General features: G+C 47.1%; 17 protein-coding genes. 8 read left to right on the forward strand and 9 right to left on the reverse strand.

Translation table 11 applies throughout. From position 1 onward, the window contains the following. Positions 1-86 precede the first annotated feature (86 nt). Together cysD and cysN are read left to right on the forward strand one after the other, a co-directional pair. Positions 87-992, forward strand: a complete 906-nt coding sequence (gene cysD / locus V7723_RS16910; RefSeq protein WP_335685671.1) for a sulfate adenylyltransferase subunit CysD — start codon at positions 87-89, stop codon at positions 990-992. Beyond that, on the forward strand, positions 992-2,890 hold the full coding sequence (gene cysN, locus V7723_RS16915) for a sulfate adenylyltransferase subunit CysN (protein ID WP_335685672.1): 1,899 nt from the start codon (positions 992-994) through the stop codon (positions 2,888-2,890). Before cysD ends, cysN begins: the two co-directional genes overlap by 1 nt. Positions 2,891-2,928: 38 nt before the next feature. Here the strand turns inward: cysN and rfbA are convergent, their stop codons facing one another. From rfbA to V7723_RS16935, 4 genes are all read right to left on the reverse strand, one after another. Continuing rightward, on the reverse strand, positions 2,929-3,798 hold the full coding sequence (gene rfbA / locus V7723_RS16920; RefSeq protein ID WP_335685673.1) for a glucose-1-phosphate thymidylyltransferase RfbA: 870 nt from the start codon (positions 3,796-3,798) through the stop codon (positions 2,929-2,931). Between the two features lie 129 nt (positions 3,799-3,927). Continuing rightward, positions 3,928-4,878, reverse strand: coding sequence for a hypothetical protein (locus V7723_RS16925; RefSeq protein WP_335685674.1), 951 nt, complete (start codon positions 4,876-4,878; stop codon positions 3,928-3,930). Beyond that, positions 4,869-5,048, reverse strand: coding sequence for a hypothetical protein (locus tag V7723_RS16930; RefSeq protein WP_335685675.1), 180 nt, complete (start codon positions 5,046-5,048; stop codon positions 4,869-4,871). The genes V7723_RS16925 and V7723_RS16930 overlap by 10 nt, the downstream gene beginning before the upstream one ends. After that, positions 5,048-5,395, reverse strand: coding sequence for a hypothetical protein (locus V7723_RS16935; protein ID WP_335685676.1), 348 nt, complete (start codon positions 5,393-5,395; stop codon positions 5,048-5,050). The genes V7723_RS16930 and V7723_RS16935 overlap by 1 nt, the downstream gene beginning before the upstream one ends. 196 nt (positions 5,396-5,591) lie before the next feature. Here V7723_RS16935 and V7723_RS16940 point away from each other — a divergent pair, with 196 nt between their 5' ends. Together V7723_RS16940 and V7723_RS16945 are read left to right on the forward strand one after the other, a co-directional pair. Then, the gene (locus V7723_RS16940; RefSeq protein ID WP_335685677.1) at positions 5,592-9,212 is read left to right on the forward strand and encodes a hydantoinase B/oxoprolinase family protein; all 3,621 of its coding nucleotides are present in this window, start codon (positions 5,592-5,594) and stop codon (positions 9,210-9,212) included. Positions 9,213-9,266: 54 nt separating this feature from the next. Beyond that, entirely contained in the window at positions 9,267-10,040 is a 774-nt protein-coding gene (locus V7723_RS16945; protein WP_335685678.1) for a class II glutamine amidotransferase, read from the forward strand. A gap of 28 nt (positions 10,041-10,068) precedes the next feature. Here the strand turns inward: V7723_RS16945 and V7723_RS16950 are convergent, their stop codons facing one another. From V7723_RS16950 to V7723_RS16965, 4 genes are all read right to left on the reverse strand, one after another. After that, positions 10,069-10,527, reverse strand: coding sequence for a YHS domain-containing (seleno)protein (locus V7723_RS16950; protein WP_335685679.1), 459 nt, complete (start codon positions 10,525-10,527; stop codon positions 10,069-10,071). A gap of 78 nt (positions 10,528-10,605) precedes the next feature. Beyond that, positions 10,606-14,316, reverse strand: coding sequence for a methionine synthase (metH, locus tag V7723_RS16955; protein WP_335685680.1), 3,711 nt, complete (start codon positions 14,314-14,316; stop codon positions 10,606-10,608). Positions 14,317-14,347: 31 nt separating this feature from the next. Then, positions 14,348-15,271, reverse strand: coding sequence for a methylenetetrahydrofolate reductase [NAD(P)H] (gene metF / locus V7723_RS16960; RefSeq protein ID WP_443024247.1), 924 nt, complete (start codon positions 15,269-15,271; stop codon positions 14,348-14,350). Between the two features lie 2 nt (positions 15,272-15,273). Next, positions 15,274-16,230 (reverse strand): ArsR/SmtB family transcription factor, encoded by a 957-nt coding sequence (locus tag V7723_RS16965; protein ID WP_335685682.1) that lies wholly within the window; start codon positions 16,228-16,230, stop codon positions 15,274-15,276. Between the two features lie 321 nt (positions 16,231-16,551). Here V7723_RS16965 and V7723_RS16970 point away from each other — a divergent pair, with 321 nt between their 5' ends. Both V7723_RS16970 and V7723_RS16975 read left to right on the forward strand, forming a co-directional pair. Further along, entirely contained in the window at positions 16,552-17,334 is a 783-nt protein-coding gene (locus V7723_RS16970; protein ID WP_335685683.1) for an MlaA family lipoprotein, read from the forward strand. A gap of 92 nt (positions 17,335-17,426) precedes the next feature. After that, positions 17,427-18,059, forward strand: a complete 633-nt coding sequence (locus V7723_RS16975; protein WP_335685684.1) for an MlaC/ttg2D family ABC transporter substrate-binding protein — start codon at positions 17,427-17,429, stop codon at positions 18,057-18,059. Positions 18,060-18,147: 88 nt separating this feature from the next. On the opposite strand, the gene V7723_RS16980 is transcribed toward V7723_RS16975, so the two are convergent. After that, positions 18,148-18,894, reverse strand: coding sequence for an SIR2 family NAD-dependent protein deacylase (locus V7723_RS16980; RefSeq protein WP_335685685.1), 747 nt, complete (start codon positions 18,892-18,894; stop codon positions 18,148-18,150). A gap of 186 nt (positions 18,895-19,080) precedes the next feature. Between V7723_RS16980 and V7723_RS16985 the strand changes: the two genes are divergently transcribed. Both V7723_RS16985 and V7723_RS16990 read left to right on the forward strand, forming a co-directional pair. Then, the gene (locus tag V7723_RS16985; RefSeq protein WP_335685686.1) at positions 19,081-19,479 is read left to right on the forward strand and encodes a hypothetical protein; all 399 of its coding nucleotides are present in this window, start codon (positions 19,081-19,083) and stop codon (positions 19,477-19,479) included. A 211-nt stretch (positions 19,480-19,690) separates the two neighbouring features. After that, the gene (locus tag V7723_RS16990; protein ID WP_335685687.1) at positions 19,691-21,592 is read left to right on the forward strand and encodes a tetratricopeptide repeat protein; all 1,902 of its coding nucleotides are present in this window, start codon (positions 19,691-19,693) and stop codon (positions 21,590-21,592) included. Positions 21,593-21,792 lie beyond the last annotated feature (200 nt).

Here is a 21,792-nt window from a genome sequence, read left to right on the forward strand (position 1 = left end):
CTTGTTATCGAATTGGTTTTTCGGTAATCCCTTGCGTTGCGGGCCACATCAGGCCAATAAAGAGATGAAAGAAGTGAGTTCTTACCATGACGTCACATTTGACCCACCTTCAGCAACTGGAAGCCGAAAGTATTCAGATATTTCGGGAAGTTGTCTCGGAATTTGAAAGACCGGTCATGATGTATTCCATCGGCAAGGATTCTGCTGTTCTTTTGCATCTCGCCCGCAAAGCATTTTACCCCTCTCCTATTCCCTTTCCTTTGTTACACGTGGATACAACCTGGAAATTCAAGGAGATGATTTCCTTTCGCGAAAAGATGGTAGAAGAATATGACCTGGATCTCCTCGTGCATATTAACCCAGAGGGCGTCGCCCAGGGTATCGGTCCATTTACCCATGGCTCAGCCCTTCATACAGATATAATGAAAACTGAGGCGCTTAAGCAAGCGCTGGATAAATATAAATTCGACGCGGCCTTTGGCGGTGCCCGGCGCGATGAAGAAGCCTCTCGCGCCAAAGAGCGCGTTTTTTCCTTTCGCAGCAAAAACCACCGTTGGGATCCGAAAAATCAACGGCCAGAGTTATGGTCTTTATATAATGGTCGCGTCCGGACTGGCGAAAGCATACGCGCTTTCCCCCTGTCAAACTGGACCGAACTTGATATCTGGCAATATATCTATCGCGAAGACATTCCCATTGTGCCTCTATATTTTGCCGCAGAACGGCCCGTCGTTGAACGCGACGGCATGCTGCTAATGGTTGATGATGATCGCTTACCGCTAGAAGCTGACGAAACGCCGCAAATGAAATCCATTCGATTTAGGACCCTCGGTTGTTATCCTCTAACCGGCGCAATAGAATCTACCGCAACAACGCTGCCGGAAATCATCCAGGAAATGCTTGTTACGCGTACATCAGAGCGACAGGGCCGGTTGATCGACAAGGATCAAGCCGGATCCATGGAGAAGAAAAAGCAGGAGGGCTATTTCTAATGTCGACTTCAACAGAAACAGCAAAAACTGAAATTGACGACTATCTCAAATCGCAGGAACAAAAGGATCTATTGCGGTTTATAACTTGCGGCAGCGTCGATGATGGAAAAAGTACCTTTATTGGCCGCTTGCTCTGGGACACAAAACTACTGTTTGAAGATCAACTGGCAACATTGACGGCGGAAAGCAAACGTATCGGCACCCAGGGCGGCAATATCGACTATGCCCTCCTCCTTGATGGCCTGCAAGCTGAGAGGGAGCAAGGGATCACCATTGATGTCGCTTATCGTTTCTTCACGACGGACAAACGTAAGTTCATTGTTGCCGATACACCGGGCCACGAACAATATACGCGCAATATGGTCACCGGCGCATCGACTGCTGATCTCGCCGTGATTCTTGTCGATGCTCGTAAAGGCATGCTGACACAAACCATGCGCCATAGTTATCTGGTATCTCTTCTCGGTATCAAGAAAATTGTCCTTGCCATCAATAAAATGGATTTGGTGGATTATGATGAAGCCATTTATACAAAAATCAAAGCCGACTATGAAGCTTTTGCCCGGCAACTGAATTTCGAAACAATCCAAACCATCGCCGTCTCCGCCTTGAACGGCGATAATATGATTGCGTTGAGCCCGGCCATGCCCTGGTATCAAGGGCCAACGATCCTTGAGTATCTTGAAACTGTCGATTTTGGTCGTGACGTCAGCAAGGAACCGTTTCGCCTGCCAGTTCAATGGGTTAATCGGCCCAATCTCGACTTTCGAGGCTTTTCCGGGACCATCGCCAGCGGGACCGTTCTAGTTGGCGATGCCGTCGTTGAGCCGGTTTCCGGTCAAGCAAGTACGGTTTCGCGGATTGTTACGTTTGATGGTGATCTGGAAACTGCGCAAGTCGGTCAGGCAGTCACCCTCACCCTCACAGATGAAATTGATATCAGCCGCGGTGATGTTCTATGTCAAACAACTGATCGCCCCGCCACCGCCGATCAATTCAGTGCACGCGTTGTCTGGATGCATGACACGCCCATGCTCCCCGGTCGGAACTATCTGATTAAAATTGGAACATCTCTTATTTCCAGTAAAATCAGTGACTTGAAATATAAAGTCAATGTCAATACTCTGGAACATATGGCGACGAAAACGCTGGAACTTAATGAAATTGGTATTTGCAACATAACGTTGGACAAGGCCGTTTCTTTTGATCCATATGTGGACAATCGGCAAACAGGCTCGTTTATTCTGATAGACCGATATACAAACGCGACAGTGGCCGCTGGCACCATTGATTTTGCACTTCGCAGGGCGGATAATATTCATTGGCAATCGGTGGATATCCATAAGGCAGCCCGATCATCACAAAAGGATCAAAAGGCGTCCGTTCTCTGGTTTACCGGCCTCTCCGGATCCGGAAAATCAACAATCGCCAATCTGGTCGAAAAGAAACTGCATACTCTCAATAAGCACACATATTTGCTGGACGGCGACAATGTGCGCCACGGATTGAACAAGGATCTTGGATTTACCGATGCCGATCGCGTCGAAAATATCCGCCGGGTCGGAGAAACATCCAGATTGCTGGTTGATGCGGGATTGATAACATTGGTGTCGTTTATTTCGCCCTTTAGAAGTGAACGTCAGATGGCGCGCAGCCTTCTAGAAGACGGTGAATTCCTGGAAGTGTTTGTTGATACGCCTTTGGAAATCTGTGAGGAACGCGACATCAAGGGCCTTTATAAAAAAGCCCGCGCCGGTGAAATCAAGAATTTCACCGGGATAGATTCAGCCTATGAACGTCCAGAAAATGCCGAACTGGTCATAGATGGTGCGAAAATGAGCGCCGAAGATGCGGCGGCCTTCATAGTCGACTCCTTACAAAAACGCGGATTAATATGATTTCTCTATTAATGCGGTGAATTGATATGATTTCTCTATTAATCCAGGAGAGAGAGTAGATATTCACCATATCCGCTCTTTCTCAACGGTTCCGCAAGAGCCGCGAGTTCTGTTGCGGATATATAGCCTTTTTGGAAGGCAATTTCTTCCGGACAGGCCACTTTAAGACCTTGTCGTTTTTCGATTGTCTGGACGAAATGCGAAGCTTCCAGCAGGTTGTCATAAGTTCCCGTATCGAGCCAAGCACTGCCGCGCCCCAGTAATTCCATACTTAATTCACCCCGGTCGAGATATAATCGATTAAGGTCGGTAATTTCCAGTTCGCCGCGCGCACTGGGTTTCAAATGCCGAGCGAAGTCAATGACTTGATTGTCGTAGAAATACAATCCGGTAATGGCGATATTGGATTTTGGATGCGTCGGTTTTTCTTCGACTCCCGTCACTTTTCCGCTCGCGTCAAATTCTGCGACACCATAGGCCTCGGGATCCGACACATGATATCCGAAAATAGTCGCCCCGTGCTCGCGTTTTTGAGCATTTTCCAGCAATGTCTCGAACATGTTAGCATAGAAGATATTATCGCCCAGTATGAGCGAGGAATGATCGTCGCCAATATGTTTTTCACCAATAATAAAAGCCTGTGCCAGCCCATCCGGTGACGGTTGCTTCGCATATGTGAGGTTAAGTCCCCACTTGCTACCATCGCCTAATAAATGTTGAAAGACAGCTTGCTCCAGAGGTGTTGTAATGATCAGAATATCCCTAATTCCCGCCAGCATCAAAGAGGTTAGCGGGTAATAGATCATCGGTTTGTCATACACCGGCATCAATTGCTTGCTCACACTGATTGTCAGCGGATGTAATCGACTGCCTGTACCGCCTGCCAGAATAATACCTTTATGTGCCATTGCGTCCCATTTTCTCATATTGATAGATCATTGATGATTGAGTAGGCATATCAGTAATCAGTTTATATTCTGTTACCGACAAAATTCAAATTTTATATGAAATTCCAGTTTCGCATTCGATGGGAAGGCTTAATTTATTGCAGCCCTTAATCGATCGGCTTCTATCTTTCCGGTTGCCGTTTGTCGAAGAAATTTTTCATTTTTGCAAAACATTTCCTGAGCACAGTTATGCTCGCCCAGTGCCAAAAGCATATCGATGATCAAAATCGACGGATCCACGGTATTGTCGCATCTGAAATACGTATCATCAACGTTGCACAAAACCTGAACAACCGCCTTTTTTTGCCAGAGATCCAGCGTTTCAAGGCTTTCTTTCAAAGCCGGTGCACATCCACAGAAAAATTTTGCATCCCAATGGCTTATTCGCAAGAGGCCAATAATATTTTGAAAATTATGACTGTCGAAATTCCGCTCCACAACTTTCTTCAACATGAAAAATTCATCGGGACCAAAATTTCTGATATGCGATTGAAAAGCATGGGTAAGGCTTTTGTATTTTGATTTACCCAGATTTGTCACCAAACCAACGGTTTCTAATGAAGACTTTGAATGTTCAGGTGCGTAAAAATTGCCGCCTATCTGCTCCAGATATTTTGAAACGGCGTGAAAATTGACCCGAACCGAGTAACAGCCATTGGTCGCAACATGTCGTTTCGGCAGGCTTCGAATGGCTGACATATCACTATCGCCAAAATCACTGGCGATCATAAACATCGGTCCGGTTGTCAAGGAGGACATTTTCTCAATCGCCGTCAATCCCCCAACCGGAACGGCAAAATTCAGGTTTTTCTCCTCAGTTCGGTATTTGTCAAGAAGGGCATTCCATCCCGTATGACGATAATAATTTTTGGCGCAGTCTGTGTCCTGATAGTCGATTGTTGCCGTTTTTGCTATGTCAGAAATATCGTCCGCGACCGGGTCCAATTTACACCGAATATGTCGTGTTCGTAATTGACCGTTTCGGATTTCGAACAAATCATGAGGAAGACCGTCAAAAACATAATTTGCGATTACCCCCATAGGATTGCTGGTTTTCCAACAGCAAGTATCCGACCTGAAATCAAAAGTTCGATAGGTTCCTGGTCCATAACATCCAGATAGGCAAAATCCAGCACACCCTGCTTTATAAAGCACTGGAGCTGTGGATGTTTTTTCCAGAACTCTATGTTGGCCTTGCTGATATCCGTCATTACATAGACAAATTTTCGATTGGCTCGGATGGACATTTCAAGTTCGGAAAAAAATGCTTTAAAAAACAATAGCCAAACCGGCCGGCCCTCGCACCAAGCTCGATAATGTAAAAAGGCTCCTCCGATGAAGGTGTTTTTCGAGGTTTCGCAAAATCAGCGAAAAAACCGTCGATCACTTTCGCATAGCAACTGGCAATAAATGGATTGGTGGTAATGTAATTGGGGACGGCTGATGCATGCCAGGCATTTATTCCCATCTGCCGATAATAAGACCGAACCAACGGCCAGATCGGCGATTGAGAAACCGGTCCGAATTCTTCCCTATTTTGACCCAATATTTTGTCCATGTGCCTTTTGCTCCTCAGAATAGCCCCGGCCGGTTAAACCGCTTTTTTCCACTTTTAGCGGCGTCCGTGGAAGTAGAACGAAATCCGGCTGAAGAACGTGAAACACGGAATTCAAACAATGAGGATTGTAAATTTTTTTAACTAGTCTACTTGTGTTATCGAACAATTTTTAAAACCAAAATCCGGACTTTGCATTATGGGAAAATCTGCACCAGTAACCTCACATGAAGATTGGCAATTTTGGGTCGATCGTGGCGGCACCTTCACGGATCTCGTAGCGCGCAAACCCGATGGCAGCATCGTTACCCACAAGTTACTCAGCGAAAATCCGGAACATTACGCAGACGCGGCCCTGCAAGGCATTCGGGATTTACTGGGAATAGAGAAGTCTGCGCCCATTCCGTCGGAAATCATTGGCACCGTTAAAATGGGGACTACTGTCGCCACTAACGCCCTGCTGGAACGCAAAGGCGAAAGACTGGCGCTGATTACGACAACCGGATTTCGAGACAGCCTTCGAATTGGCTATCAAACCCGTCCCAAGTTATTCGACCTCAATATCAAGCTTCCTGAAATGCTGTATGAAACAGTGGTTGAAGTTGATGAGCGCATTGGGGCAACCGGCCAACTTATTACACCGTTGAACCTGGACAAGGCGCGCACGGACTTACAAGCTGTCTTCGATACGGGCATTCGTGCCTGCGCCATTGTCTTTATGCATGGCTATCGATATCACGACCACGAACAACAAGTTGCAGAAGTTGCCGCAGATATTGGCTTTACGCAAATTTCAACAAGCCACGGCGCCAGCCCCTTGATGAAACTGGTCAGCCGCGGTGATACTACTGTGGTTGATGCGTATCTGTCGCCGATCCTGCGCCGCTATGTGGATCGCGTCGCCTCTGAACTTGGCGATACCCGGTTAATGTTCATGCAATCCAATGGCGGCCTGACGGACGCCCATTTCTTTCAAGGCAAAGACGCGATCCTCTCCGGCCCCGCTGGCGGAGTTGTCGGTATGGTTCAGACGTCTGCTATGGCTGGGTTCGATCGGGTCATTGGTTTTGATATGGGCGGCACGTCTACGGATGTTTCTCATTTTGGCGGCGAGTATGAACGGGCATTCGAGACGGAAGTTGCTGGCGTCCGAATGCGGGCCCCCATGATGCTGATTAATACCGTTGCCGCAGGCGGTGGTTCCATTCTCGATTTTGACGGCGCCCGGTATAAAGTTGGCCCCGACAGTGCCGGCGCTAATCCGGGCCCGGCCTGCTACCGCAAAGGCGGGCCACTAACGGTGACCGATTGTAATGTCATGCTCGGCAAACTCTCCCCCGACTTCTTCCCGAAGGTTTTTGGACCGAACGCCAATGAAGCGTTGGACGCCGAAATCGTGAAAGAGAAATTCAAGGTGCTCGCCGATCGGATCAACGCGGCCACAGGAACCAACCGCTCACCAGAAGAAGTTGCCGAAGGCTTCTTGTTTATTGCGGTTGAGAATATGGCCAATGCCATCAAGAAAATCTCCGTTCAACGCGGCTATGATGTCACGGAATATGTTTTGACGTCCTTTGGTGGCGCGGGCGGTCAGCATGCCTGTATGGTCGCCGACAGCCTTGGCATCAAAAAGATAATGCTTCATCCCTATGCAGGTGTCTTGTCCGCGTTTGGCATGGGACTTGCCGATTTACGGGTGATGAAAGAACGGGCTGTCGAAGTTGAATTATCTGCAGCTGAACTTCCGGCCATTTCAAGTGCCCTCGATGAATTGGCCGACATCGGATATCAGGAAATGATCGCGCAGGGCGCGCCTGAAAACCGCATTACGGTCGAGCGCAAACTCCATATTAAATATCATGGCTCCGATACGTCCATGATCGTCGATTTCGGAACTCTGGAGAATATTATCCCTGCCTTTGAAGCCGCTCACCGTCAGCGGTTCGGCTTCAATACGCCGGAAAAGACCATGATTGTCGAAGCCATCGCGGTGGAGGTCATTGGCTCCGGTGATAAGGTGGACGATCCCGTTTTATCGAAACCGGAAACTGCCAAAGCGACCGATCCCATTGCCCTGCAAAGCATCTTTATGGGAGATCAACGAAAAGATTGCCCGTTCTTCGATCGTGACGCTCTGTCCGTTGGTGATAAAGTAAAAGGCCCTGCCGTTATCGTCGAGAGCACGGGAACAACTGTTATTGAGCCCGGCTGGCAAGCGGAAATGAATAATCGCGGCCATCTCATTCTGCACCGGGTGGAAGAAATCAAACGGGTTATGGCCATCGGCACCAATGTCGATCCGGTCATGCTGGAAATCTTCAACAATCTGTTCATGAATGTTGCTGAGCAAATGGGGACGGTTCTGGAAAAAACCGCCTATTCCGTAAATATCAAGGAGCGGCTGGATTTCTCCTGTGCCGTGTTTGATCTCAATGGCGATTTGATCGCCAATGCACCACATATGCCGGTACATCTGGGGTCCATGTCCGAAAGCATTAAGTCGGTCATCCGCAAACACCGTTCAAGTATGAAAGCCGGCGATGTCTATGTGCTGAATGCGCCGTATAATGGCGGCACGCATCTTCCAGATGTCACGGTGATTACACCGGTTTTTGATTTAACCGAAAAAGACGTCCTGTTTTATGTTGCCAGCCGGGGTCATCATGCGGATATCGGCGGCACGACGCCTGGATCCATGCCACCAGATAGTAAAACTGTTGAGGAGGAAGGCGTCATCCTGGACAACATCCTGCTGGTTGACGGCGGTAGAATTCTAGAGCAGGAAATTACCGATATTCTGAATTCAGGCGCCTACCCCACCCGGAATGCCGAACAGAATATGGCAGATCTGAAAGCGCAGATCGCGGCTTGCGAAAAAGGTATTCAGGAACTGCGCAAGATGGTCGAACAATTCGGCATTAACGTGGTGCATGCCTATATGGGCCATGTTCAGGACAATGCGGAAGAATCTGTTCGCCGTGTTCTGGATGTTCTCAAAGACGGTAGTTTTACCTATGCCATGGATGACGGTTTCGAAATCAAAGTGAAAATTTCCATCAACAAGGAAGATCGCACTGCGACCATCGATTTCACGGGCACCAGCGGCGAACATCCGACCAATTACAATGCGCCGCGAGCGGTGACGACGGCGGCGGTTCTATATGTCTTTCGATGCCTAGTTGATTCTGACATACCACTTAACGCGGGTTGTCTGAAGCCGCTGGATATCATTGTTCCTGAAAATTCCATGTTATCTCCGGTATACCCCGCGGCGGTTGTCGCCGGCAACGTGGAAACGTCCCAATGTATTACAGATTGTCTGTTTGGCGCCTTGAACGTCATGGCAGCAGCGCAAGGGACCATGAATAATTTCACCTTCGGTAATGATGTCTATCAATATTACGAGACCATTTGCGGAGGCGCCGGTGCGGGCCCGACATATGATGGCACCAGCGCGGTTCATACGCATATGACTAATGCCCGGCTGACGGATCCGGAAGTTCTGGAATGGCGCTTTCCCGTCACCTTGGATAGTTTTGAAATCCGTCCCAATTCCGGTGGCAAAGGCGCCCATCCCGGCGGCAACGGCACATTGCGAAAAATACGCTTCCATGAGCCGATGACGGCCGCAATCTTGTCGAGCCATCGGGTTGTCCCGCCGTTTGGTTTGGAAGGCGGCGAGCCGGGCCAGGTCGGCAATCAATGGGTTATCCGGACCACCGGAGAAACGGAACATCTTGAAGGTCGGGACAAAACAGAAATGCAGGCTGGCGATATTTTTGTTATACAGACACCTACCGGCGGCGCTTACGGGAAGTAAGCCGCCGGCGGTTGTTAAATTTAAGTTTTAACCTGAGAATGTGGGTTTAGTTTTATGTGTAGATTAACCGCCTATTATGGCCCAGAAATTCCACTCGAAAATATTATCATCATTCCGAAGCATTCTCTGCTCGTCCAAAGCCACGAAGCAGAAGAATCCAAAATTGCCGTTAATGGCGATGGATTTGGGGTTGCCTGGTATGACGATACGGCTATTCCAGGTTTGTATCGGGATGTCCTCCCCGCTTGGGCCGACGATAATCTGACCAATCTTTGCCGCTTGGTAAAATCCCGACTTTTCCTGGCCCATGTGAGGGCGTCGACCACCGGCGAAACGACCCGATCCAATTGCCATCCGTTCACACACGGCAAATGGTCCTTTATGCATAATGGCCAGGTTGGTGATTTCGACAAGCTGCGCAGATCACTCGAGGCCCATCTTCCCGATGAACTCTACGTCGCGCGGCGAGGAACGACGGATTCTGAGCTTCTGTTTCTTCTTTTGATGTCTTTTATTTCAGACCACGAGCCCAAAAAATCCATTGAAATGCTGATCGCACTTTTACACACGGTCGCCGCGGAGAACCAAGTCGACGCCTTTTTGCGCATGACATGTGTTTTCTCAAATGGCGCGCATATTTACGGCTTCAGATATGCAACGGACAAATTTAGTCCGACTTTGTACTTTGCCAACAAACTGGATAATGGCGGCGCCTCTTTATCATCAGAGCCTCTGGACGGCCAAGATCACAATTGGCAACTTGTTCCTGCCAACAGTTTTGTCGAGATAGATGGCGATGTTGAGGTGCTGAAAGCACTCGATTTGTGACACGGGACCTCTTGCGCCGAGCTACAGATTACTTCTTGGCTAAATATTGCTGCCAATTCTTGTCAGCATCCTGGATGCGAGCGGCGATACCGGTTTCTTCCCACCGATCCCGGCCAACGTCATGGCCAAAGAGATAAAGCTTTCCCTCAAAAATCAGCCAGACACCCGGGTCAATATCACTCAGGTTGCCAAGACTCATTTGGTTAGAGCAATATCCGCCATATTGCGGCGCATAGCTTTCAGGTGATTCCAAAAACAGATCGCGACTTTCCGCGTTAGCGAAGCGCCAAGTTGCGCCTTTCCAGTCCGCCGTAAAATCTCCCTGTCCTTCTGCCGGTTTTTTCGTATTGAAATAGGCGACGCTGTCGTAACCGTCGACAGCCAGATCCCCCAAATAAGATTTGTTTATTTCGTCGAAGGCCCAGGCGGAACCCGCACTAACGAAAAGTATGGAAACAAGCATAGCGGCAAAAAAGCGTCGAAACATTCAAAATCTCCGTTGAAATACCGATCTATCTTGGCCGCCCCCTCGCCGATATGAAAATCAAATTATTGTCAACTCGGACTATGCCCGTGCTGGTCTTACCCGCTCGTAGGTTAAATTGGACGCCAGCAACCTTTCGGCTTGTTGAACCGAGACCCCTTTGCGCCTCGCATAATCTAACACTTGATCACGGCCAACATTTCCGACACCAAAGTATCGCGCATCAGGATGTGAGAAATAATATCCGGACACAGAAGATGCTGGCGTCATGGCAAAACCATCGGTCAGGTTAATACCGACACGATCACTGGCTTCCAATAGTTCGAACAAACCGGTTTTTTCTGAATGCTCTGGGCACGCCGGATATCCCGGCGCCGGACGTATCCCCTGATAGGCTTCCTTGACCAGCTCTTTGTTGGAGTAATGCTCTTCCGCCGCATATCCCCAGAGGTTTTTCCGCGTCTGCTCATGCATATATTCCGCCGTCGCTTCGGCCAGCCGATCGGCGAGCGCTTTGAGGAGAATACTGCTGTAATCATCATGGGTTCGATCGAACTCTTCAAGCTTTCTCTCAATACCCAATCCAGCAGTCACCGCGAACCCGCCGAGATAATCGGGAATGCCACTGGTCTTCGGCGCGATGAAATCAGAGAGACATTGGTTGGCGCGATTTTTCGCCCGGCTCATCTGTTGGCGTAGAAACATAAACCGGTGTTTTTCCGTCTTTCTAGTGTCGTCGGTGTAAATAACCACATCGTCGCCATCTCGGGCTGCAGGAAAGAAACCGACCACCGCTTTCGCCGTTAGCCATTTTTCTGAAACAATCTGATCCAGCATGGTGAGCGCGTCATCGTATAGTTCCCTCGCCGTCTCACCGACAATCTTGTCATCAAGAATCTTCGGAAAATGTCCCGCCAGTTCCCACGTGCGAAAAAAGGGCGACCAATCAATATAATTTCTCAGTTCTTTAAGATCGATGTCATCAAACTGCCGGAGACCAAGAAAGTTCGGTTTTTTTGGCCGATAATCCTTCCAATCTAATTTCGCGCCGTTAGCACGCGCCTCGTTCAAGGAAAACTGCGCATCTGGTCGGGCTTTTTTAAGGTAGTTTTCCCGTACCTGTACATACTCTTCCTTGATTGTTTCGGCTAGCTTCTGGTTATTTTCATCACTCGTCAATTGGGTGGCGATCCCAACGGCGCGCGAAGCATCCGTTACATATATCGTCGTGCCTTCATATTGCGGGGCAATTTTCAAGGCTGTATGAACTTTCGATGTCGTCGCGCCACCAATAAGCAGCGGGACTTCAAACCCTTGACGCTGCATTTCTGATGCGACTGTTGCCATCTCTTCCAAGGACGGCGTTATCAGGCCGGACAAACCAATGATATCAACTTTCTCATCTATCGCCGTCTGCAGTATTTTTGAGTACGGCACCATCACGCCAAGATCGATAACTTCAAAATTATTACATTGCAAAACAACACCCACAATATTCTTACCAATATCATGCACGTCGCCTTTCACCGTCGCCATAAGGATTTTACCCTTGGTTGATGCAAGGCCGCTGGATTCTTTCTCGGCTTCGATATAAGGCAGTAGGTGAGCTACTGCCTGTTTCATCACACGAGCACTTTTAACCACTTGCGGCAGAAACATTTTGCCGGACCCAAATAAATCACCCACAACATTCATACCGTCCATCAATGGACCTTCAATTACTTGAATTGGCCTCGGAAATTGCAGGCGGGCCTCTTCCGTGTCCTCAACGATATAATCAGAAATTCCTTTTACCAACGCATGGCTGAGCCGTTCGTTGACTGAATTTTCTCGCCAGCTGAGATCAATAACATTACTTCGCTTTTGACCAATGGCTTCTTCTGCAACTTCCAGCAGTCTTTCTGTCCCATCCTCCCGTCGATTAAAGACGGCGTCTTCAATACGATCTCGAATATTTTCTGGAATGTCAGAGTAAACCGCAAGCTGCCCGGCATTCACAATACCCATATCCATGCCGGCCTTTATCGCATGATAAAGGAAAACGGAATGCATGGCCTCACGCATAGGGTTATTTCCCCGCATGGAGAAGGACATATTGCTGACGCCGCCGCTGATCTGAATGTGAGGCAGTTTCTCTTTCAACTCCGCAGTCGCTTCGATATAATCTTTCGAAAAATTACTGTGCTCTTCAATACCGGTCGCGATGGGGAAGACATTGGGATCGAAGATAATATCTTCAGGCGGAAAGCCAATTTCTTCTGTCAGTAATTTGTAGCAACGGGTACAAATATCGATCATCCGCTGCTTGGTATCCGCCTGCCCGTCCTCATCAAAAGCCATGACTACTGTGGCCGCTCCGTACCGACGAATTTCGCGCGCATGGCGCAGAAACTCGTCTTCACCTTCCTTTAAGGAGATGGAATTTACGACACCCTTGCCCTGAACAGTTTTGAGACCAGCCTCCAACACTTCCCATTTTGAGCTGTCAATCATCAAGGGAACCCGACTTATGTCTGGTTCCGAAGCAATAAGGTTTAGAAATTTCGGCATCGCGGTGACCGCGTCCAGCATGGCATCGTCCATATTGACGTCAACAATCTGCGCGCCGTTGATCACCTGGTCGCGTGCGATGTCGAGGGCGGTGTCAAAATCACCTTCCATGATCAAATTTTTGAATTTCGCAGAACCAGCTACATTCGTCCGTTCGCCAACATTGATGAAACCGGCTACTTCATCCATATAGAGAGGCTCCAGACCACTCAACCGACATATCGGCGTATGTTCCGGGCATTTCCGAGGATGGATATCCGTAATTGCTTCTGAAATAGCGGCAATATGCTCTGGACGGGTGCCACAACATCCACCGACAATATTGACCAAGCCACTTACAGCAAATTCCTGGAGCTGCGACGCCATATAATCCGGTGTGTCGTCATAGTCACCGAGTTCATTGGGTAACCCTGCATTGGGATGGACACTGACATTAGTGTCAGCAATTGAAGAAACCGCCTGAACATGTGGACGCAGATCTTTCGCCCCAAGCGCGCAATTAAAGCCAATACTTATTGGTTCCACATGTGCCATGGAGGCCCAAAAAGCCTCTGCAGTTTGACCGGACAGCGTTCTGCCGGAGGCATCCGTAATAGTTCCAGAAACCATGACCGGGTGACGGGTCCCGATTTCATCAAAATAACGTAAAACCGTGTAAATGGCCGCTTTGCAATTCAGGCTGTCAAAAACTGTTTCAATTAGAATAATCTGTGCGCCGCCATCCATTAACCCCCGGAGAGCTTCATCATAAGACGCAACCAACTCATCAAAAGTTACATTCCGAAAACCCGGGTCGTTAACGTCTGGTGATATTGACGCCGTGCGATTAGTTGGGCCCAAAACTCCGGCAACAAACCGTTGTTTTTCAGGTGTTAATGAAGACCATTTATCGGCTACCCCGCGCGCCAAGCTGGCCGATTTGCGATTAAGTTCATACACTTCGTTTTCGAGACCATAATCTGCTTGCGCGATCGACGTCGAATTAAAGGTATTTGTCTCCAGTATGTCAGCGCCGGCCGCGAGGAACTGATCGTGGATTTCTTCAATCACTTCAGGTTTGGACAGACTGAGCAGATCGTTATTTCCTTTCAGATCGGTTCCATGATCGAGAAAAGCTACCCCTCTATAATCTGCCTCTTCGAGCTTGTAACTCTGAATCATTGTTCCCATAGCGCCGTCCAGGACCATAATGCGTTTGCCGAGGATAGCTTCAAGTTCAAGAAACGGCTTTGACTTCTTCATAAAGATTTCTTTCTGGAAAGATCTGCCGCCACTAGGCGGTGCAGGCGAGTTGATTAGGCCGCAACCCGAGTGTATGACAAACTGAATACACAAGATCTGCGCGATTCAATGTGTAGAAATGGAAATCTGTAACTCCGGCTTGTTGCAACTGAAGACACTGCTCGGACGCCACCATAGCTGCCACCAAGTTGCGGGTCGCTGGATCTTCATCCAGCGTTTCAAATAAATGGGTGAGCCATGCTGGAATTTGAGTGCCACATTGTTGGCTAAACTGGCGAATTTTGGAATAGCTGGTAACGGGAAGAATGCCGGGAACTATAGGAATAGTAATGCCGTGAGCCTGAGCCCGATCGATAAATCGCAGGTAAACTTCAGGATCAAAGAAAAACTGAGTTATTGCGCGAGTTGCTCCAGCATCCATTTTTCGCTTCAAATAATCAATATCAGCCAAACTGGAAGCGGCATCTGGATGAATTTCCGGATAACATCCAACTGTGATCTCGAAATCATGCATCTTTTTTAGATGCGCGATGAGATCTACCGATCCGGAGAAGCCGCCTGGATGCGGCTGAAATTCGGATTGGCCTTCTTGTGGATCACCACGCAAGGCCACGATATGTTTTATGCCGCTTTCCCAGTATTTCTCTGCAACAGCTTCTATTTCAGTTACGGTTGCGCCGACGCATGTCAAATGTGCAGCCGGTTCCAACATCGTTTCGCGCCGGATCTTGCTGACAAGTTCATGAGTGCGTTCCCGTGTCGACCCACCGGCCCCGTAGGTAACAGACACAAACTTCGGAACTAGCGGCGCAAGGCGATTTAGCGCTTGCCAATGTTTTGACGCAAGGGCTTCGGAAGTCGGAGGGAAAAACTCGAATGAAACTTCTACCCGATTTGTGAAACCATTTGTAGCAAGCCCTTGTTCAGCGCTTCGCCCGGGAGAAATACCTGACATGATCATAATGCAACGCCTTCTTTAGCAACGTCTGACATTGAGGTTGCCGTCCATATATTTACCGTAAGCGGATCCCCTTCCAGAACCTGCAAGTCTATCTTTTCTAGTCCCGCTTGCTCACATAACCTCCAGATTTCATCTGCACCAAATCCAAGTTGGCGATGAGCGTGTTCCGTCCGCAAACTGTCTACTGAATGAGGAGCGAAATCTGCAATTGCGAGAATACCCTGGGGCCGTAAAAGCCTAGTTGCTTCTGTCAGCGCGCGAAGTGGATTTTCCGCATAGTGCAATACTTGATGTATGATGATGCCATCTTGTGATTGATCGGCAAATGGCAGGTTATACATATCCGCCAGCCTGACTTGGCAATTCCGGAGCCCTGCCTCTTCGATGGCAGCGCGTGCATAGGATAGCATTTCGCGGCTTGAATCGACCCCAATGGCATGGTCAACATTCGGGCCAATCAATTCCAACATCCGGCCAGTTCCAGTACCAATATCCAGAAAATCACTCACGCTGCGATCTTTGAAAATTCTTTCAAGAATTTTCTCAACTTCCATTTCAGGAACATGTAAGGTTCGAATACGTTGCCAGTCTGCTGCATTTTCTTTGAAATACTGTTCCGCAGCCATAACGCGTGTCTTCTTAACAACCTGAAGCCTATCCAAGTCACGTGAGACAACAGAATCATCTTCCGGGACCAGATCAACTAAAGTTTTCGCCAAGAGAGACGTGTTATTTTTGCTCGAAAGGCGATAGAAAACCCAGCTACCTTCTTGATACCTATTTAACAATCCGGCATCACATAACAGCTTCAAATGCCTAGATACACGAGGTTGGCTTTGGCCAAGAATTTGCGTTAACTCACTTACCGTTAGCTCGGAATGCCCGCATAAAACCAGCAATCGCAAGCGCGTTTCTTCTGCAGCGGCTCTAAGCCCTTGAAGTAAATCGTCCACTATAATTCCAATCAAACGTCCTAATTTTCATGATATAAACATATCTTTATATCTTTGTACAGAAAATATAGAAACTTTCAGCGACTTTTTCGCAACACCTCGCCATGATTATGGTAAATTGCCGAGACCGTGACTCGCGTTGAATATTTGCCTGTGTTACGAAAAATATAAGCTAGAGTAGTTTTGGCAGAGTGAAATACTTGATACTTTAGTTGCGAACAAAAACGTGCGATGTTTATTAAGTAAAGAATTCAGTAACGGTTACGATATAGGGTGCCTACTCATCTGAAGGATCGTCGAATAAAACTGGAAGTAAATGGAATGAGTTTGCGAAATTTGTGGCCGTCAATAAAAGGGGGCTTTGTTGGTGTTGCACTCTTTACGCTTTTGAGCGGTTGTGCAACTGCGCCTTCTGACGACAAATCGACAGCTTCTACTGTTATGTATGAAGAAGTATACGATCCGTTTGAGCCCATGAACCGTTACTTTTTTGACGTGAATTACGCAATGGATGCACTCTTCCTTAAACCGGTGTCTGAAATTTATCGCGGTGTATTACCGCTCCCCGTCCGGGACAGTGTCCGCAATTTTTTAACGAACCTGTCGCAACCCATCTACTTTATCAATAATGTCTTACAAGGTGATTTAAATGGCGCCGGTGATAATATGGGAGCCTTTTTCACTAATACATTCTTGGGGCTTGGTGGCTTATTCGATGTAGCGCAGCTCAATATTCCAGAAGATGATATGGGGCAAACCTTCGCTATTTGGGGAATTGAGGAAGGTCCATATCTGGTCGTCCCTGTTTTAGGCCCCTATACCACACGTGAAGGCGTTGGCGGAATTGTCGACTGGGCTATTGATCCAGTTAATATTATAGCGCGGGAAAACGACAAGACTTATGTCGGGTTTTATCGTTGGGCAGCGGATGGTCTTGATAAAAGATCACGAGCTATTGAGACACTTGATGACATAGAAAAAAATTCCATTGATTTCTATGCAACTATCCGAAGCTTGTACAGGCAAAACCGGAAAAGTAAAATTCTTAAAGGGGCAACGGATCCGTCACAGTTACCCAGCATGTCGTTTGACGAAGACAGCTAAATCACGAGGATATTCACTATAAATTAGGATCTTCTTGTAATAGATTTTCTTTTACCAATTGACCGATTTGCTCAATTTCTAGGAGCCATATAATGCTAAAACGACGTAATTTTCTGGGTTTGTTTTTATCTACTGCTGTTATGTGCACATTCGTGTTCCTGCCCATCTCATTGGCAGAAAACACGAACGAACAAGCTGCGACCGCCCTTATTAAATCCATGGGCGATGATGCCATCAAAACTCTATCCGACAAGTCCTTGACTGAAAGTCAAAAAGAACAGAAATTCGAAAAATATTTAGACGATAGCTTCAATATGAAACTTATCGGTCGGTTTGTTCTCGGTAACAACTGGCGGACTGCTACCGATGAGCAGCGGTCAGAATTCTTGAGCGTGTTCCGTAATTATATGGTTGTCAGTTATGGCAAAAAAATTGGTTCTTATTCCGGCGAAAGCTTGAAGATAAAAGATGCGAAACCAATCAATGACAAGGAAACACTGGTTTACAGTTTAATAGAACAACCAAACGGACCGCCTGTCAAACTGGATTGGCGCGTACGGAAAGCCAATGACGGCAAGCAACAGATTGTTGATGTTATTGTTGAAGGGGTTAGTCTTGCAGTGACCCAGAGATCTGAATTTTCATCAGTAGTCAACAAACCGGGCGTTGGCGTTGATGGTCTGATTAAAAAGCTTCAGGAACAGGCAAAAGGTGAAGGAAGTTAATCACCAAGTGTTATCGCTCATTAATTCAACTCAAATGTTCAGCTCGAAGCAATTAATACAATACTCCTGTTAATATGGTAGGTATTTCTTACATTTTTGCGACAGCTTCAAGAGTTTCACCGATTTCACGCCTTAACACGAGATCCGCGTAATCATCCAAAGGTGTCGGCTCCCTGTTCAAAATTACCAACGTGGCACCGTTTTGTTTTGCAATCAGCGGAATGTCTGCAGCAGGGTACACCACTAACGATGAACCAATGACGAAGAATAAGTCGGCAGAAATTGCGGCCACTTCTGCCCGCCTCATTTCTTCAATGGGCATGGCTTGTCCAAAAGAAATAGTTGCCGTTTTTATGATTCCACCACATATCCGACATTCCGGTAGTTGCTCGTTGTGTTCAAATTTTTCCCGCACGGTTTTCAATGTTACACGATCATGACAATCTAGACATTTGGCGTAAGTCGTATTTCCATGTACCTCGACAATATCACTATCACTGATGCCTGATGCCTGGTGCAGGCCATCAATATTCTGCGTAATGACCGTCTTCATTTTCCCAATGTGATAAAGAGAAGAAAGGGCAAAATGGCCGGCATTGGGTTTGGCCTTCGATAAAACAGGATCCATTGCAAATTTACGTCGCCAACTTTCACGCCTGGCTTCTTCTGATGACAAAAATTCAGAAAAATCTATAGGTTTATTTTTTTCCCACAATCCACCGGGGCTACGAAAATCTGGAATACCACTTTCCGTACTGATCCCCGCTCCAGTAAATGCCACAATTCTTTTGCTGTTTTCAATTAGCTTTGCCAGCTCATTCAACACTGTTTCCATCTTGTTCCTTCCTGATATCAACTACTGCAAGGGCACGTAAAGACAACATCATAGGCCGCACAGGGTATTGCTGCCAGAGTTACGTGATACTCACCCAAACATCATTTATTCACAAATCGACAAGAACGACGTTATCTGTACAGACAGGGTTGGAATACTCCTCCAGCCAGATTGTGGAGCACTGATATGGAACATAATGATATGAACACAATTGTTGCAAAAGAGCTATCCGAAGCACTCGCAAAATGTAAGCAACAAGGGATAGATCCCGGGACAGTACGAACCGGATTGCTAACCATTACGATCGCGAATTTTATCAGCGGAATAGGCATGGAGAATACATCATCTTTATTCAGTGTTCTTCCGGAGCAAATTCATTCTGGTATTTTTGACCGATTTATCGATCCGAGTATCCCACTGTCCAATTCACCCTATGTTGCAAACGCCCCTATTCAAAATACGCCTCCTCCATTCAAACCCTATAATCCCCAATATATGCCACCCAGTGCCACCCGCGATGCAGGATCTTCACCTCATGCCTCTGTCGATCAACAACCATTGACTATTAAAAGAAGGCGGCTTTAGGAAACAATGTTGCATTCAATTAAATGCCTGACATAAGCGGACAACCTGCGTTCTTAAGCCAATTATTTGCGCGCAAACTATTATATACAATGAGTTTTTCGTGATTACTAAATTTTTAGCATAATTGCGGTCTAACATTAACCGTTTATAAGGAAGATACCTCTAATTTAAGGCGTAGATTTGTCTTATATTAATAGAGAGGCCTTTAGCTGTGCCGCATCAATCAAAGTTTAAAGCCCGTTTTCGGACTATTCTTCTCGCCACAACTGGATTAGTTGTCGCCGGATGTAATACTATCTCAGACGAGTCTGCCTCGGCAGACCCGGCAGTTATTGAACAAAAGCCTATTGTAAGTGCAGAAAGTTCCAGTAAATCGGAAGAAACGCTTTCCTGGGAGCAGCTTGTTAAAATTGCCGACAAAGCGTGGGCTAACAAGGATGCTTCTACTGCAATCAGGCTTTATGCAACGGCAGCAAAAGAACAACCGAAGAATCCAGAGCCTCTCTTAAAAATAGCAAATGTTCTCCGAAAAACGGGACGTACCGACGATGCTATTGATGTCTATGAACGCATTTTTGACTTTGATCCATACAACATAGCTGCCTATCACGGCGTAGGTTATACCAATCTCCAGCAAGAAAAACCAATTTTAGCAACAAAAGCATTTGCGGCAGCTTTGACTATCGACAGCGAAAATGCTTCTTCGCTCGGTGGAATGGCTATATCTTACGACAAAGCTGGCGACCATAAAAAAGCTCAGGACTACTACAAAAAAGCTATCAAGGCGGATCCAGTTAATCTGAATTACAAAAGCAATCTTGCTCTTTCCTTGGCGTTGTCGGGCGAAACCGAGAAAGCAATAGCTATTTTGAAAGTGGTAACAGATGATCCGGTCGCGACACCGAAGCACCGCCAAACATTGGCGTTGGTCTATGGTATGGCGGGCCAATCTAAAGAAGCGATGAAATACACACGGATGGATCTATCCGAGAAAGATTCCAGAAATAACGCTTTATATTTTGGCGCTTTAAACGAAACCGCAGAAGTGCGGTCGGCATCAATAAGCGAACAAGTCAAGTTAATGAAAGTTTCGCAAGATAAAGCTATTCCAGAAATTGCGGCAGTAAAATCCAAATCAAGAGAGCCTGTCAATCCAGATGTAATTGTTGCACGGCATGAAAGTGAAACTCTCAGCACCAATTCCGGAGCGAGCAAAAAGAAAAAAGCAGCCGCTCCGAAAACACTGGTACCAACTCCGAAGGCTCCAATTACTATAGCTAAGGTGGAGAAGCCGTCGAAGCCAACGCCGGTCGGAAAATCTACGATTCCAACACCGGTTGCGCCGAAAATAATTGCTCAGGCTGAAAAGCCGGATGTCACGTCCAAACCGGATGCTCCAAAAATGATGGCAAAGGCCGTAGAACCAAAACAAAATATGATCGCTGATAAACAAACAGCATCGGGATCTAAACCTACAACGTTCGCTAAAGAAAGCACTACAGTAGAGGCCGCACGCGAAATGTTCAGCGTGGAATCTTCGGAAAATACACCCAAGTACAGTGAATGGAAAATTGAAGAAAAAATGACGCCTGTTCCGACCCCTAAAGTCGAAAAATCGATTGCGGACAGCGAAATGCCAACGAAAGAAAAAATTGCTTTTCTTTCTAGTTCGGCCGATAGCATCAATTTCTATAAACCTGATGGTGGAAAGCACTACTTGCAGCTCGGCTCCTATAAAGAACGCAGCCACGCTGAAAACGGATGGGAAATCCTGCAAAGCCAGAACAAGGATATTCTAGAAGGAATTGAACCTATCTTTGCAGAAGCCGACCTTGGCAGCGAAAATGGGGGTATTTTTTATAGAGTGCAAATTGGTGGCTTTTCTGACAAAACGCAAACCATGACACTTTGTGGTACTCTTCGAGATCGGAGCCATGATTGTTTCATGCCCATGGGCGCGAATATCACCAAGCCCAAAACCCTAGACGCCGGTCAGATTATGGTTGAAAAGAAAACAACCGAAGATGCCTCGAAAACTGTTGCTCAGGATAGCAAAGCAAAAACTGGTGCAGACAATATTGCCGATTTCACTAAAGATATTGGCGCACTATAGAGTAGCACTTTAACCATAAAAATGGGCCCTCTAGGGGCCCGTTTTTTTTTGTGTATGTGCCGGACTAATTATAGAGGTTAAAGAACCACTTCCCTATTCATATTGCTTCAGTAGTTCGTTGGCCAATATATGTGCCTTTGCGATACCACGGCCTTAAAATCTTCAAGCCCTTTTTTTAGAGCGGTAAATGGAGCAGACCA

Origin of the sequence: Sneathiella sp., from assembly GCF_036960985.1 — a bacterium.
In the GTDB taxonomy this organism is placed as follows: domain Bacteria; phylum Pseudomonadota; class Alphaproteobacteria; order Sneathiellales; family Sneathiellaceae; genus Sneathiella.